Source organism: Acaryochloris marina MBIC11017, assembly GCF_000018105.1.
GTDB classification, from domain to species: domain Bacteria; phylum Cyanobacteriota; class Cyanobacteriia; order Thermosynechococcales; family Thermosynechococcaceae; genus Acaryochloris; species Acaryochloris marina.
Window position 1 is genome coordinate 1136089 of sequence record NC_009925.1, and the last position, 13608, is coordinate 1149696.

The window sequence follows — 13608 nt, forward strand, 5'->3', positions numbered from 1 at the left end:
AGTTTGTTGAGATGGATACAATGTGACGCTTTTCCTATCTTTATGATGTCACCAATGGGCAATTTCACCTGACGTAGGGATTTCAACCATGGCTGACTCATTGCTTCCTGGGGGTATCATTGCATTCCTAATCGCCACCCTGGGCATCGGCGTTTATGCGTCCAAACAAATTAAAGGAGACAGTGTTAACTTTTTAGTCGCAGGTCGAGGGCTAACGCTGCCCTTAGCAGCCGCCACACTAATGGCCCAATCTGTCGACTCAAATGCCACCCTGGGCAATACGGACCTGGCTTCAGAATTCGGATTCTGGGCAGGAGCTTCACTACCCCTGGGCTTAGCCCTTTGTCTCTTCTTGACCGCTCTGTTTTTCGCCAAACCAATGAATCGGATGGGGTTAATCACATTGCCCGATTTCTATCGGGTGAAATATGGGCGGACCACCGAATGGGTAGCAGCCGTACTGATGGTCATTAGCTTCTCTTTCTTACTCGCAGGTAATTTAGTTGCAGGAGGATATCTTTTCCAAACCTTTTTAGGGATGTCCTACGCCATTGGGGTGTTGTTGCTTGCGGTCATCGTTTTGATCTACACCGCTAGTGGCGGCTTATTTGCCGTTGCCTATACTGATGCGATTCAAGTGCTGATTGCTTTAGTGGGATCACTGTGTCTCTTCGGTTATATCGGACTGAATTTCAGCTTCAATATTCCAGTGGGTACCGGTCCTTTAGCCTTAGCACAGATGACTAGCCCTGCATCAGGTTCCCTCGTCAATTGGGCGACGCTGTTAGCCCTGGGACTGGGAGATATTGTTGCCATTGACTTTATGGCTCGAATCTTTTCTGCAGAAAGTCCTGAAACGGCTCAAAGAGCTTGCCTGATTGGCTCTCTAGGTACCGTAGTGATTGGTGTTCCGTTCTCGATCATCGCTCTCTCTACACCTGAAATTTTGGCATCAGCTGGTGTTACGGCTGAAGGTCCTATCCTTTATGCGTTGTTGCAGAATGTTGTGCCTTCCTCTTTGGCTCTTTTAGTCATTGTGGCGATTTTATCGGCCTCTCTTTCAACTGCAGATGGCGCTATTTTGGGAACTTCTTCGGTGATCGCTCACAACATCCTGGGCATTCGCCATAATCAGCCCAGTGCGAGTGGTGATCGACTTCTCGCTTTGACCCGCTCGATGGCCGTCGTCATCACTGCCATGGGAGTGTTTTTTGCTTTAAGAGTTCCCCAAACCGGGGTTTTACTCCTATTGGCGTTTGATCTGGGGTTTGCCGGATTGTTGGTTCCCTTGGCCGGGGGACTATTCTATTCAAAAGCAACGAAAGAAGGTGCATTAGCTTGCATTATTGTGGGTTCGTTGACTCGGTTGCTTTTATTCGCACTGATGCCTGTGACATTTGGCATTGATAATACCCTTCTTTACATACCTAATAGTATTTTCACCGCTGATTTTGATGGCATTCCCACCCTAATCAGCCCTTTAATTGGATTATGCCTATTTTTAGTGATTTCTAAGTTAACCTATCGGCCCTTTCCTATTGTGGAACAGCCCGTTCAGCGCACCCTCCAGAAGATTTAAGCCTTGTCTCCTAGTTTAAAACCGCTGGAGTGATGATTACGTTTGGTTTTGGCACAAGAAATCACTAAGAGCTAGCACGACTTACGATGGGAGTTTTAGACAGCCAGTCTATGTGCCAGCCGCCCCCTGCTTTATCAGCTGAAGCAATAAAAAAATTTTGGCACTCTAGGTTTAGCAGTATTGTTAATGTGAATACAGACTGGTTATCTGCAGATGTTAATCAGTAAGTATACGCAAGTCATCTATATAGAAAGAACTTGTTAAATATTCCAAGAATAATAATAAAAGCATATAAATAATAATATTATTCTTTTTCAATATACTTACCTACGACCAATCTACACTTAATTTAATTAGCTCATTAATGCCTATACATAAATCTACAACCTTTAACCATAAAGGCTTAAACAGGATTCAGGATGAAAAACTGGGCTTTTTACATTGTTTTCTAGGGTATCTTAATCAATAGAATAAATCAGGGCAGTTTTAGAGTTTGAATAGACATCTCAACTTCCGTATTTCTCATGATGTTTGAATCTTTGATGTCAGTCATTATAAGGATATACAAGTTATACAGAAGTTCTACTACAGGCTTTTCTTAACAAGACAACGGACTTTTTGATCCAATTTATCGCCCTCATCACCACAAGATTAAAAAATGAACTCCCCCCACATCGGTTTTTTAGCAGCTCTCATCACCTTTTCTGTCATCCCTGTTACTCCAGCAGAGGCCATGCCTAATCAGGCAGATGAGATGGTTCAGACCACCGTCACCACTGATATATTACCTACCGTGATCATGGAGAATACGACGTTCGTTACAACTGCCCCAATAGTAACGACGGCCCGTCAAGCATTAACACCTGTCGTTAACGATGGCCGAAAGGAAGCATGTTCGAGAGCTAGTTCATCTCAAGATGTGCAAGCTACTATCAATCGTTATCGCACCATCACAACAGGGCGTGCTCAGGCAATCTACCAGGCCCAATAGCTATCCAATTTAGGTTTCTTGCTTGGGATCAGATTGAGCTATCCTTTGTGACCAATTTAGATCAGGAAACCGAAAGAATCAAAATTTATGATGCTGATCAACCGTCAGTACATCATGAATATTCAACACCAACTATTGCAAATTTACGATATTTTATCATTTGGCTTGTAGAAAAAATATCGTGATTGAACAACCTATGTGATTATGGCTAAGGGCGACACTAAGTTAAAAAAATTGTTGCGAACCTAGGGAATTGAATTTTTTAGATTGACACTATTCTCAATGAGATTGAGCTATTTAGCATCATGAATGACAAAACGGGTGGGATTGATGAGATTTCAGTACTGCAAAAACAGTTGGCAATCAGCCTCAAATTTCATCATGGTAAGACACTCGAGCGAATTCCTTTAGAAGTTGCAGTACAGGTTATGGCTAGCGTTTGGGAGTCCTGTCATCCTGATGGCTTAGCCGAAAACCCCCATGATGCAGTCACTGCAGTTATTCCTAAAGATCAAATCCGCCAAGCTATTCACAAGGTTGAGTCATTCAAGCCCATAGAAAACTGATTTAGCTGAGTCAATAGACGTGGACATAAGCTCCTGTCAGGAATTTTAGCCAAGAAATAAACGCTTGGCCGACTCGGTTAGCCGCTAGGTCACATCCATAAATCAAAATTTCAGCATTATCACTCAAACTACTTCGCCATTGGCGAATGTCGTCTGCATAAACCCATAGATTCATTTCACACAGCAAGGTACTTCCTAGCTGTAGCTGACCTGGTGCTCCTTGGCAAATCAAGTGGAGACTCGATAAAGTCTGAGACTGCTGTAATAGAGTTTGTAGTTGGGTAATACCATCCTGTTGACCATCCAGAATATGGACATCAATGCCAAGAAGGCGATTAGTGAGTAAATACTGATAGTTGTTGGCGGCTGCATCAACCACCACGATGGATTGGGTGTGCTGGCCAGATTCTGCCAAGGTTTCCGCTGATCGATTTTCCGTAGCCATGAGTTGTGACATGGTCCTCCTCCAGGTTCAACAAGTACCAAACACCAAGGGGAATAAATCAGGTGCTGTCAAGTTTGGCCATTTCTGTAGACGGTTCCGTTTGGATTAGTTCCCTAGTAAATGGAGGATTCCACAGCTCACCCTCTGACCGACTAGTCTATGCACCTGTGTACATGAACCTTACAGGCTCCATATACTTCCATACGTCTGTTATATAGGTTTGGATTTAAATGGATATGCCCAATTGCCGTTGGATCGGCCAGGACACTCATCCTTCCAAGCAATAGAATCTTTGCCATCAATTAGAATTCTCTGGCCCCAAAAAGATCTACCTGTTTCACTACGCTAGGGTAAGCCGTTGGAGTTAGCTACATTGCCACAATTTTCTAGTTAGTCGGGTGATAGCTACATCGAAAAATTAGCCTGAGAATGAATTCAATCCTTCAAACTTCATATCAGTAATCATGAGGATAAGCACGTTCTTCAGGCAATAACAGAGGGGTTATTATTTCTCATCTGTTTAAATCTCTTGAACATCGAAAAAATATCGCTGTTTTGATGAGATGATACAAAATAATACATCGACAAACTCAAAATTCAACGTTTCAGCCTTGATTCAGAAGACGCTGTATCGTAGATCTTTGGCTTTGTGCGGGTACTACTAGATAAAGAAGATCACCTCGCGAAGAACATGCCAGTTTATCAATCCCACTATGAAGAGTTGCTGGCAACCTATAGTAATCATCACCATGCGGTGGAACTGCTTCGGCAGCACCGTCCTTACTTTGAGAAGATCCCTAGTATTCGTCGGTCTCGGGATAGTGTGATCACCATCCCCCTGCCGGTGGTGCAAGTAAGGTGCCGGATCCCCCAATCTGAGCTAAAGTCCTCCGATAGCCCCTATGAACTCATTACACTCCCTTGCGATCTAGCACTGCTGATGTGTGATCCAGAGTGGAAAATAAAAACTGGGGTAGAAATCTTAGTCTTTATTCACCGTCCCCAAGAAGATTTTTCGCATTTGGTGGGCCGCTGGCGGCAAACCCAAGTTGCCTTGAGTCGAGGCTACACCTGGGAGATGCCCCAGCAGTTTCAACATATTTTCAATGAGGGGGCAGAGAAAATGTATCCCTTGTTTGTGCTGTTTGAAGAAACATCAGAACGCATTAAGCGAGGGCTTAAAGGGGCATTCTTGCCCTATGTGATTCAAAATGTGGATATTGCCGCCGAAGAACGCAGTGAGACCTCAGGAGTGGCGGCGACACCAGAAGCTAAACCTGATGTCGAGTAAGGCTGTCTGAAATTTGCTGGTGGAGTTCTGCCATTGTCATGGCCGGTTCTAGGCATCTGAATCCTTGGCAAACCAAGCCTATGGCGCCGGTCGGAACTTCAGAGGATGGACTGTACACTGCGGTGGGCAAATAGGTTGACGCTAAGTCTGCCGATGTCCGAATGGACGTGTGATGGAAATACCAGTCCAAAGCGACAAATAGGCTAGGGCAGGCCTGGGTTGAGGAACCCATGACTTGTCCAAAGGTTTGCAGGGCTTGTTCTGCTTGGCTGAGATACTCGGTGCGATCGCACACCAAACTCAGGCGTATCAAATTTGCGATCGCAACCCCATTGGCCGCAGGCGTGGCATTATCCAGCCAGCTCCGCTCCCGAATCAGTAGTTCTTCAGACATTTCACTGCCCGTATTAAAGTAACCACCCCCTTCGACGGCCCACAAATGCTCATCAAACTCAGCCTGTGTGGTTTGTGCTGCTTCCAGCCAACGACTGGCTTGATCCACGGCCAGGCTTTGACTAGCCTGATGGAGATCCAGAAACGCCTTGATCAAAAGTGCATAGTCCTCTGATTGAGCGATCACGGCAATTTCGCCATCATAATTAACGCGGTGTAGCCGTCCCTCGGACCATTGCTGATCAAGAATAAATCTGGCAGCTTTCGTGGCTAATGCTAGATAGTCAGGCTGTTGAAATACTGCTGCGGCCCGAGCCAAGCCTGAAATCATCAAGCTATTCCAGGCCACAATCATTTTGGTGTCGGTGACGGGAGGAATACGACCAGGCCAAGGATGGGTTTTAGCCACCTGGTTATTGGTGGCAGGTGGAAAGGTCGTCAAGGATTCGGGCCGTTCGCCATATCGAACCTGAAAGAGTTTCCGCAAGGCTTCTTCTACTGTTTCGCTGATCACACCCGGTTGCTGGCGCTGCAGTACCGTCAGCCCGTCTTCGAAGTTGCCCTGAGCACTCAGATTAAAAATCTCTGCCATGGCAGCATATTCTTCTGTGGTCAGCAGATGGGTCAACTCCGAGTCAGTCCAGGTATAAAAGCGCCCCTCCTCAGGCTCAATGTCTGCCGTCGTGACGAAGTTATCCGCATCTTGAGCTGCATAGAAATAGCCCGCCTCTGCCGTCATTTCTCGCTGGAGCCAGGCAACGGTACCCGCAATTGCCCGTTCAAAGGCTGGTTCTTTAACCCCTGCACTCCACAGATTGGCTAAGTATTCGACAATCTGGCCATTGTCGTAGAGCATTTTCTCGAAATGAGGCACCGTCCAGGTGGGATCGACGGTGTAGCGATGGAAACCGCCAGCCACATGGTCATAAATCCCACCCAAGGCCAAATCCAGTCCCCGTTGGCGACAGGCTTGCTGGGCCTTCTCCTGATCTGGGGTGGAAAACCGCGATCCGTGAAGTGCGATCGCAGCGTAGGGCATCATGGGAAAGCTTGGCCCTGGCATTTTATTGATCAGCACCGTTGTATTCTTGGCGATGCCCTTACTCAACAGTTCAGGCTGGAGATCACCAATGGGATTGAGAACGGTTGAGCTTTGCAGATGGCCACTCAGCTTCTCTTTCTGAGTATCTAGTTTCTCTTTCTCAGTGTCATAAAAGCTGCGAATTGCTTCTAGAACCTGTAGAAATCCAGGGCGTCCGTATCGAGGTTCCTCTGGGAAATAGGTGCCGCCATAGAAAGGCACCAAGTCTCCTGGCGACAGAAACATATTGAGGGGCCATCCCCCCTGCCCAGTCATCGCCTGAACCGCCTGCATATAGATGCTGTCGATATCGGGGCGCTCTTCCCGGTCCACCTTGATGGGGATATACTGCGCGTTCATATACTTGGCAATTTCAGAATTGGAGAAGGCTTCTCCTTCCATGACCGTGCACCAATGGCAACTGGAATACCCTACCGAGAGAAAAATAGGTTTATTCTCTTGGGCTGCACGTTCTAGGGCTTCTTCACACCAGGGCCACCAGTCAATGGGATTATCAGCATGCTTGCGCAGATAGAGGCTAGCAGAATGGGCAAGACGATTCGGCATGAAGCCACCAGAGGAGAGTGCATTCACAGTCTATCGCTATCTTCTGGGGGGAAATTTTCCTAATCCCAAAAATATTCTTAAAGTCAAATCTCGCCCTTAAACCCAAAGAAACCCATGATTTCCGACGTTCACTGGGGATGAATGAGTATACTTGACCTAGGCGTTTTGGCAATCGTTATGGTCGTTTCTTCCTTTCCCCAAGACCAGCAGGAAACCCTTCTATCCAAGAAAGCGGTCATTGCCGAACTTAAAAAGATCCATCAACTCGATATCGCTTTTGCCCAACGCATGAGTGCCGATCAAGTCCGAGCATTGCTCTATGCCGTCAGAGAACAAGATGATTTGGCCGATGCGATTCGATCGTTGATCAAGCAGCGTAGCCACTTTGCCAAAAATAATCGCAGCTATGGCTTGGTTAAATATCGCATTGAGAATGAGCGAGATTACGCCTTAAATCAGCTCAACTATGTGGAACAACAGCTCGAAAAATATCAGCAGTATTTCAAAGAACTCCTCAGAAATTTCCTTGATTTAGAACGGAGCGAAATCCTGCGACTGGTGAGAACGCTTTTAGCCCAACTGGATTAGGAGGGGATATGGCGCGTACCCACGACAACATGCCCTATCGGGACCTGCAAACCTATAATCGGACCTTGCTCACTCAGCATCAACTCAATACAGAGCGCAAACAGCAGGGACTCCTCAACCGAGGCTGGCAGCAAGTGATTGATTTATACACCTGGATTACCCAGAAAATTCAGGTTACTTCTGGTCAGGTTGAAGCCAAAATCCTGTCTAACTTTGCCCGCATGCAACAGGCTGCAACGGCCATCAAATCAACGGTCAAGCAAGTTCACAAACGCTCTCAGTATTGGCAGCACACCGAACTCGTCAACAATATTTATGAATTTGAAGCCAAGGACAGTAGCGATGACCCGGATGGAAACTTGCCTGCAACTCTTTAACCAAATGCAAGGGGCAAAGCTGCGGGCCCATGCAGCGGTGAATCGAGTCTATTCTCAATACCGCGAGCAGTACCAGGATTGGCGACAAACGCCGGAAGCCCGTCAACTGATTGAGCAACAACTCCAGAAACTGGGAGATATCTGTCCTGTCTGCCAGCGAGGATTGGCGGTCTCCAATAGCACCATCGACCATCTGGAACCGAAGCGCAACCATATCAGTAAAACCCTGTGCCAAGAGAATATGCTGGTGATGTGTTGGAGGTGCAATACTCAAAAAGGCACTCTACCCTTTACCCTATGGCGACACCAACTGCATCCGTTTCGCCAACAGTCTCTGGATTATGCCATTATGCAAATTCATGGGGAAGCTAAACTGGCTGAATTACTGGCACCAAATACGTTGCAGTAATTTTTAACGCTGAACCCAGACTGATTAGGTAATAACGGGATATATTAGACAACCCGATAGTTTTCTGAGTAGCCGAACCGTATCATGCATCGTTTGAAATACTGAAAATGAGTATTGAGGAGTTTAAATATCTTTGGGATGGTAGTGAAACGGGCTGGTTCTTACAACATATCGATCACGTCGAATGGCATCTGATCTTCTACTTTGGGAAGACAGGGCCATCGAAGCTAGAATTTATTAAATTACATAAAATAGTTCCAGAACTAAAATCTTTAAAAATAACCACAATTTATAACCATCTGAAAGGTCATTCGATCTATCGGACTCAAGAGAAATACGGCAATATAGAGTCTAGAAGATTGTTTGAGCAAGCCAGTGCGATTGGATTAAATGTAGACCTAGAGAGCAAACAGGTTGGGGGTTATCTACCTATCTCAAAAGATAATTGTGTGCTCATTATCGAGGATGACAACCTCGCGAATAGAGTCGTTGAAAAAATGATTGAAGCTGGAGTCGAGGTTGTTGAGATTCATGTTGACTAATGCCATCCCCGTGCTTAAGGTTTAGCCAGCCTATGTGAATTGACTCTGAGGTTCATATCATTTGGAACTATACCCTCTGATAGCAAAGGCCACATCAGAAATAGAACGGGAAAGAAATTATGAAAATTTGGGTTGATGCCGATGCCTGCCCGAATGCAATCAAAGAAATTCTGTATCGAGCTGCAAGGCGAGTCAAAATTCACCTCACTTTAGTCGCAAATCAATATATCAATCCCCCTGCATCCGATTATATTGATGCGGTTCAAGTCCCTGCGGGCTTTGATGGCGCTGACAACCATATTGTGGAACATCTGCAGGCTGGCGATTTAGTGATCACAGCTGACATTCCCCTGGCCGCGGCTGTGATTGAAAAATTAGGCCATGCCCTGAACCCCCGAGGTGAGCTGTATACGCAAAACAACATGCGAGAACGACTCTCCATGCGTAACTTTATGGAAGAGATGCGGGAAGGGGGACTGGTCACGGGCGGACCACCGGCATTAAATCAACGGGATCGACAACTGTTTGCCAATCAACTCGATCGATTTTTAGCCAAACACCATCAGCCACCCGCCTGAGGTTTAACCGCTACAATCACCACCCAGGACTGCTGATCTTGGGGAAGTCCCGGAGGGCGGTAGTAATGATCCACTACGGTGAATCCAGCGGCTTGCACCAAAGGGGCAAGAGTTTCATATTGCCAATAGGAGACAAACCGCTGACCAGAAGGGCGATTAACAAAGCCTTCTTGATTGCCTCGGGCCATAGATAGGACAATAACCCCTTCAACCACCAAGGATTGCCACAAGTTTTTGAGGACCGACTCCATTGAGGCTTGGGGGACGTGCAACAGAGATGCATTAGCAAAAATCCCGTCAAAGAAGCCATCAGGCAGATCTAGATCCAGAAAAGTTTGCTGCCAGACTTCACAACCCGTTTGTTGAGCCATTTCCACAAAAGCGGGAGTGGCATCTAAACCAATCGCTTCATGCCCTTGTGATTTGAACGCTAAGAGATCGCGACCGGGGCCGCAGCCTAAATCTAAGATACGACCCGGATTGTGGGGTATCCATTTCACTAACGCCTGTCGGTTCTGGGAAACATCATGGTCCCAGGTGCCTTCCCGGAAACTGTTGGCGGTAGCCTGATATTCAGCAATAGTGATATTTTCGTGGGATTCCACTCGGCTCAACTCATCAAAAAGGTTCGCATATATTGGTTGACCAGCTCGGGCTGTTCTTGCTGGATCCAGTGGCTACACTCGCTGAGATAGTGCAATTCAAGATCGCGAACATAGTCTTGGGTGCCGTAGGTCAGTTCCTTACCCAGGGCAAAGTCATCTTCTCCCCATAGCAGCAGGGTAGGAACGTCCAAGACTCCCCAATCTTTGGGCTTCAAGAGCATATCAAGGTTACTGCGATAGTAGTTGATCATGGCAGTGAGGGCACCTCGCTTGGCCACAGCGTTTTTATATGCTTCTAAATCGGCAGGGCTAAAGGCATTTTTATTAGTCGCCCGTTCTGAAAACATAGATGAGATCGCACGGTAGTCATTAGCCTGAAACATCAGCTCCGGCAACATCGGCACTTGGAAAAAGCCGATATACCAGCTCCGCAACATTTGCCGGGGATTACTGATAAGCGCTTCTTGGAACTTAGCGGGATGGGGCAAGTTCATAATGATCAGTTTGTGCAGCATCTCTGGGTGAGCATAGGCGAATTGCCATGCGATCGCACCACCCCAATCATGAGCGACCAAGATGCACTGGTCATAGCCCAGCCCTTGAATCACCCCCTGCACATCCTTAATCAGCTCTGCCATGCGATAGGCACTGACATCCTGGGGCTTTTCACTATCGTTGTACCCTCGCATATCCAAGGCCACAACTTTATAGTCCTGGGCAAAAACAGGAATTTGATGTTGCCAAGAATACCAAAATTCTGGGAAGCCATGTAGCATCAGCATCAATGGCCCTTCCCCCTGGGTCACATAATGTAACCGCACCTGGTTAGTGGTGATGTAATCATGTTGAAAAGCGGATCCTAGCTCATTGTCAGCCATAGCTTTAAGAAGATTCAGCTTATCTAGGGTTATCGTGTTTTTGAAGGACCAATATTGCGATTATGAGGCATCCTTCCATAAATTCAAAGTTCCAGGCTGATGCCTATTCCTGCCATCTGGATTAGTGATAATGACTATCATAAGTAGGGGGTATAAATGCCCGCATGGATAGACACCTAATTTCACCCAGGAATGGATCAAGGCAAAGCACCCATCACGGTTTTCTTATCTTTAATCTTAGGGGTACTCGCTTATTTCCTCTGGAGTAAAACACCCATCGGCCACCACATCGTCTTTAAACAATCTGAGATCCTGCGGGGTGACATTGCCAAAATTTCGGTTGTGCCCAATACCTTTACCAATTTACGAATTTATTTATTTGCCTATAGCGTTAAACAAACCTTTTTTTGGGTGAAGCTGCTTGGCCCATTTGTGGCTGCAGCAGGATTATTGATCCTGGCCGCGACTGCTCTTTTTTCGCCAGAAGAATAAGTTAGCATCTGTACATCATCACTGCCCTGATCTTGAAAAGAGCAGGCTATATCCCTCACTCCCCTCGCCACTGTTCTACCTATTTTCACCATGATTGAGCTATATTATTGGCCCACTCCCAACGGACATAAAATAACCCTATTCCTAGAGGAAGCCGGGCTAGAATACGAGATTAAGCCCATCAACATTGGGGCTGGGGATCAGTTTCAGACAGATTTTCTCAAAATCTCTCCCAATAATCGGATTCCTGCCATCATTGACCAAGCCCCTGCGGATGGCGGTGAACCTGTTTCAGTCTTTGAATCTGGCGCTATCTTGTTGTACTTAGCAGAAAAAACCAGAAAATTCCTGCCGAACGATATACGGCAACGCAATATTGTTCAGGAATGGCTATTTTGGCAAGTAGGGGGATTAGGGCCAATGGCTGGGCAAAACCATCACTTTTCTCAATATGCACCAGAAAAGCTGCCCTATGCCATTACCCGATATGTGAATGAAACGAATCGATTATATGGCGTTTTAAATCAGCATCTCCAAGGGAAAGACTTTATTGCGGGTGACTACTCCATTGCCGACATGGCCTGTTATCCATGGATTGCGCCCTACAAATGGCAAGGTCAACAGTTAGAGGACTTTCCAGAGATTAACCGCTGGTTTCAGCAGATTGAACAGAGACCTGCTACCGTCACCGCTTATGAAAAAGGCAAGCAGATCAGCCAATCAGCCCAATTGACCGCCGAAAAGAGAAAAGTCTTATTTGGCCAAACGGCAAAAACTCAATCGTCGCAAGTTTGAGGTGATAGAGGCAAGGCAATGATTTGGGCCAGGCTAGCAGACAAAACAAACCCCCCGGTCGAGTACAGAACCAGGAGATACATAAGGTTATTTAGAGTCTTAATCGCTTTGAAGCGGGAATAAGCGTGATTTAATGAGGCCAGAATTCTTAACAAAGAAAATGCTAGGGATCTAAATTAATCTATTAATTCAGAAGGCCAATGGTGACGCTTAGTTCAGACCGCCTAGGCTAGCCAATAGATCATAAGCTTGGTCGGGAAGTGTGTAGGGTCCCATCTTCTGCAAGTCATCCATACTGACTTGAGTTAATTCTTCAATCGCTCCATGAATCTCTAATTTAGGGGAAGTCCAGGCTTTTTTCATGCTCATTTCAGTTATTCCGCGACGGAACTCTATTTTACCACTTCACACCTTAGCGAATATTTCCCAGAATAGGTACTCTTTATATGGTCTTTTAAGAATTCAGCTAATTTCGAAAGCTGGTTTAAGTCCCGTGGACGCCTTAGTCTATACAGATTTACATGCTTTACCAGTTGAGCCGCTTGCTTAAAATGGCGGCGGTCTCGAACCGGCAACACGGACTTTAAACCAGAAAACCTGAGTAGTTCAATAATGGCTTGCTGCTGGGGCACGGTTTCTATAGACCAGTCTGCTCCATATTCCAAAATGTACAAATTCTGAAGGTTATAGGCTTTGGAGGAGTTGGCTGTCAAAAATGCGAAAGCAGATTCTTCAGCCGTCGACATTGAGGAGACCAACTGGAGCTGAGTGGCGGCGGCTGCAGACAGCTTCATCTTGGGGACGCCCGAATAGAGCGAGACGTTATCTGTATTGACATGAACGGCTGTTAAATCATCCGTGATACCGATCCATCCCTGATCTACCGATGCAGCCAAAGCGGATGATTTACCCGCCCCCGAGTCTCCTAGAAAGGCAATGGCGATGTTGTGAGTAGCGACTGCACTCGCATGCAATATATAGAGTCCTCGTTGATGAAGCAGCACGGCCAGTACAACTCCTAATAAAGCCTGACAGATGGATTCTTGTTCTGCACCTTGGGTACAAACGAGGACTATCTTGCACCCCCCTTGAACAATAAAAACACCGATACCCCGTAGATAAACTAAGGCATCCGTTGGATCAATTTGGATCGCAATGGGCTGTTGGGCAACCCCTAGGGGGATAAAGTCATGGATACAGCCATCCTTCACCAACTGAATCGTGGCATCTGGCTTCTGGTCTGTAGGCAATAATTCTGGTAAGTCTGGAATAGAAAAGGTTGATTGAAAAATCAGACCATAAAGTTGATAAAAATGCATATCGAGAGTGAGGGCACAAAGGGATAGATGCTCGCCTCTCGTGCTTGGAGAAAGTGGAGAGTTTTAGAGCGATGCTTTGACAGGGGGCCGAAACAGGTCAGAAATGGGTTGG

The 13608-nt window shown here is 46.3% G+C and carries 17 protein-coding genes; 11 read left to right on the forward strand and 6 right to left on the reverse strand.

What is annotated here, in order from left to right:
* Positions 1-88: 88 nt before the first annotated feature.
* The 3 genes from AM1_RS05175 (at position 89) to AM1_RS05185 (ending at position 3136) form a co-directional block, all read left to right on the forward strand.
* A complete protein-coding gene (locus tag AM1_RS05175) occupies positions 89-1579 on the forward strand; it encodes a sodium:solute symporter family protein (protein WP_012161752.1) in 1491 nt (496 codons plus the stop codon).
* Between the two features lie 658 nt (positions 1580-2237).
* Positions 2238-2570: a hypothetical protein gene (locus AM1_RS05180; protein ID WP_012161754.1), complete on the forward strand. Its 333-nt coding sequence runs from the start codon at positions 2238-2240 to the stop codon at positions 2568-2570.
* 305 nt (positions 2571-2875) lie between these two features.
* Entirely contained in the window at positions 2876-3136 is a 261-nt protein-coding gene (locus AM1_RS05185) for a hypothetical protein (RefSeq protein ID WP_012161756.1), read from the forward strand.
* Between the two features lie 10 nt (positions 3137-3146).
* On the opposite strand, the gene AM1_RS05190 is transcribed toward AM1_RS05185, so the two are convergent.
* On the reverse strand, positions 3147-3593 hold the full coding sequence (locus tag AM1_RS05190; protein WP_012161757.1) for a DUF4347 domain-containing protein: 447 nt from the start codon (positions 3591-3593) through the stop codon (positions 3147-3149).
* Positions 3594-4272: 679 nt separating this feature from the next.
* Here AM1_RS05190 and AM1_RS05195 point away from each other — a divergent pair.
* Entirely contained in the window at positions 4273-4872 is a 600-nt protein-coding gene (locus tag AM1_RS05195) for a hypothetical protein (protein ID WP_012161758.1), read from the forward strand.
* Here AM1_RS05195 and AM1_RS05200 read toward each other — a convergent pair.
* Positions 4853-6913 carry a thioredoxin domain-containing protein gene (locus tag AM1_RS05200; RefSeq protein ID WP_012161759.1) on the reverse strand — a complete coding sequence of 687 codons (2061 nt, stop codon included), beginning with the start codon at positions 6911-6913 and terminating at the stop codon, positions 4853-4855. The two genes, AM1_RS05195 and AM1_RS05200, sit on opposite strands and share 20 nt — an antisense overlap.
* A 177-nt stretch (positions 6914-7090) precedes the next feature.
* Here AM1_RS05200 and AM1_RS05205 point away from each other — a divergent pair, with 177 nt between their 5' ends.
* The 5 genes from AM1_RS05205 (at position 7091) to AM1_RS05225 (ending at position 9407) form a co-directional block, all read left to right on the forward strand.
* Positions 7091-7501, forward strand: coding sequence for a hypothetical protein (locus AM1_RS05205; protein ID WP_012161760.1), 411 nt, complete (start codon positions 7091-7093; stop codon positions 7499-7501).
* Between the two features lie 8 nt (positions 7502-7509).
* Positions 7510-7878, forward strand: coding sequence for a hypothetical protein (locus AM1_RS05210; RefSeq protein ID WP_012161761.1), 369 nt, complete (start codon positions 7510-7512; stop codon positions 7876-7878).
* Positions 7844-8287 (forward strand): HNH endonuclease, encoded by a 444-nt coding sequence (locus AM1_RS05215; RefSeq protein WP_012161762.1) that lies wholly within the window; start codon positions 7844-7846, stop codon positions 8285-8287. Before AM1_RS05210 ends, AM1_RS05215 begins: the two co-directional genes overlap by 35 nt.
* 107 nt (positions 8288-8394) lie before the next feature.
* Entirely contained in the window at positions 8395-8829 is a 435-nt protein-coding gene (locus tag AM1_RS05220) for a hypothetical protein (protein WP_012161763.1), read from the forward strand.
* A 119-nt stretch (positions 8830-8948) separates the two neighbouring features.
* A complete protein-coding gene (locus tag AM1_RS05225; RefSeq protein WP_012161764.1) occupies positions 8949-9407 on the forward strand; it encodes a YaiI/YqxD family protein in 459 nt (152 codons plus the stop codon).
* On the opposite strand, the gene AM1_RS05230 is transcribed toward AM1_RS05225, so the two are convergent.
* A complete protein-coding gene (locus tag AM1_RS05230) occupies positions 9392-10012 on the reverse strand; it encodes a class I SAM-dependent methyltransferase (RefSeq protein ID WP_012161765.1) in 621 nt (206 codons plus the stop codon). The two genes, AM1_RS05225 and AM1_RS05230, sit on opposite strands and share 16 nt — an antisense overlap.
* A 5-nt stretch (positions 10013-10017) precedes the next feature.
* Entirely contained in the window at positions 10018-10890 is an 873-nt protein-coding gene (locus AM1_RS05235; protein ID WP_012161766.1) for an alpha/beta fold hydrolase, read from the reverse strand.
* Positions 10891-11082: 192 nt separating this feature from the next.
* On the opposite strand from AM1_RS05235, the gene AM1_RS05240 reads away from it, so the two are divergent.
* Positions 11083-11382, forward strand: a complete 300-nt coding sequence (locus AM1_RS05240) for a hypothetical protein (RefSeq protein WP_012161767.1) — start codon at positions 11083-11085, stop codon at positions 11380-11382.
* A 90-nt stretch (positions 11383-11472) separates the two neighbouring features.
* The gene (locus tag AM1_RS05245; protein WP_012161768.1) at positions 11473-12177 is read left to right on the forward strand and encodes a glutathione S-transferase N-terminal domain-containing protein; all 705 of its coding nucleotides are present in this window, start codon (positions 11473-11475) and stop codon (positions 12175-12177) included.
* Between the two features lie 210 nt (positions 12178-12387).
* On the opposite strand, the gene AM1_RS42035 is transcribed toward AM1_RS05245, so the two are convergent.
* Both AM1_RS42035 and AM1_RS05250 read right to left on the reverse strand, forming a co-directional pair.
* Positions 12388-12546, reverse strand: a complete 159-nt coding sequence (locus AM1_RS42035) for a hypothetical protein (RefSeq protein WP_012161769.1) — start codon at positions 12544-12546, stop codon at positions 12388-12390.
* A gap of 23 nt (positions 12547-12569) precedes the next feature.
* Positions 12570-13496, reverse strand: a complete 927-nt coding sequence (locus AM1_RS05250; protein ID WP_012161770.1) for a phosphoenolpyruvate carboxykinase (ATP) — start codon at positions 13494-13496, stop codon at positions 12570-12572.
* Positions 13497-13608 lie beyond the last annotated feature (112 nt).

What these genes read in the sequence shown, in the direction of transcription:
- AM1_RS05175 (WP_012161752.1), top strand. Translation starts at nt 89, where the DNA reads ATGGCTGACTCATTGCTTCCTGGGGGTATCATTGCATTCCTAATCGCC.
- AM1_RS05180 (WP_012161754.1), top strand. Translation starts at nt 2,238, where the DNA reads ATGAACTCCCCCCACATCGGTTTTTTAGCAGCTCTCATCACCTTTTCT.
- AM1_RS05185 (WP_012161756.1), top strand. Translation starts at nt 2,876, where the DNA reads ATGAATGACAAAACGGGTGGGATTGATGAGATTTCAGTACTGCAAAAA.
- AM1_RS05190 (WP_012161757.1), bottom strand. Translation starts at nt 3,593, where the DNA reads ATGTCACAACTCATGGCTACGGAAAATCGATCAGCGGAAACCTTGGCA.
- AM1_RS05195 (WP_012161758.1), top strand. Translation starts at nt 4,273, where the DNA reads ATGCCAGTTTATCAATCCCACTATGAAGAGTTGCTGGCAACCTATAGT.
- AM1_RS05200 (WP_012161759.1), bottom strand. Translation starts at nt 6,913, where the DNA reads ATGCCGAATCGTCTTGCCCATTCTGCTAGCCTCTATCTGCGCAAGCAT.
- AM1_RS05205 (WP_012161760.1), top strand. Translation starts at nt 7,091, where the DNA reads ATGGTCGTTTCTTCCTTTCCCCAAGACCAGCAGGAAACCCTTCTATCC.
- AM1_RS05210 (WP_012161761.1), top strand. Translation starts at nt 7,510, where the DNA reads ATGGCGCGTACCCACGACAACATGCCCTATCGGGACCTGCAAACCTAT.
- AM1_RS05215 (WP_012161762.1), top strand. Translation starts at nt 7,844, where the DNA reads ATGACCCGGATGGAAACTTGCCTGCAACTCTTTAACCAAATGCAAGGG.
- AM1_RS05220 (WP_012161763.1), top strand. Translation starts at nt 8,395, where the DNA reads ATGAGTATTGAGGAGTTTAAATATCTTTGGGATGGTAGTGAAACGGGC.
- AM1_RS05225 (WP_012161764.1), top strand. Translation starts at nt 8,949, where the DNA reads ATGAAAATTTGGGTTGATGCCGATGCCTGCCCGAATGCAATCAAAGAA.
- AM1_RS05235 (WP_012161766.1), bottom strand. Translation starts at nt 10,890, where the DNA reads ATGGCTGACAATGAGCTAGGATCCGCTTTTCAACATGATTACATCACC.
- AM1_RS05240 (WP_012161767.1), top strand. Translation starts at nt 11,083, where the DNA reads ATGGATCAAGGCAAAGCACCCATCACGGTTTTCTTATCTTTAATCTTA.
- AM1_RS05245 (WP_012161768.1), top strand. Translation starts at nt 11,473, where the DNA reads ATGATTGAGCTATATTATTGGCCCACTCCCAACGGACATAAAATAACC.
- AM1_RS42035 (WP_012161769.1), bottom strand. Translation starts at nt 12,546, where the DNA reads ATGAGCATGAAAAAAGCCTGGACTTCCCCTAAATTAGAGATTCATGGA.
- AM1_RS05250 (WP_012161770.1), bottom strand. Translation starts at nt 13,496, where the DNA reads ATGCATTTTTATCAACTTTATGGTCTGATTTTTCAATCAACCTTTTCT.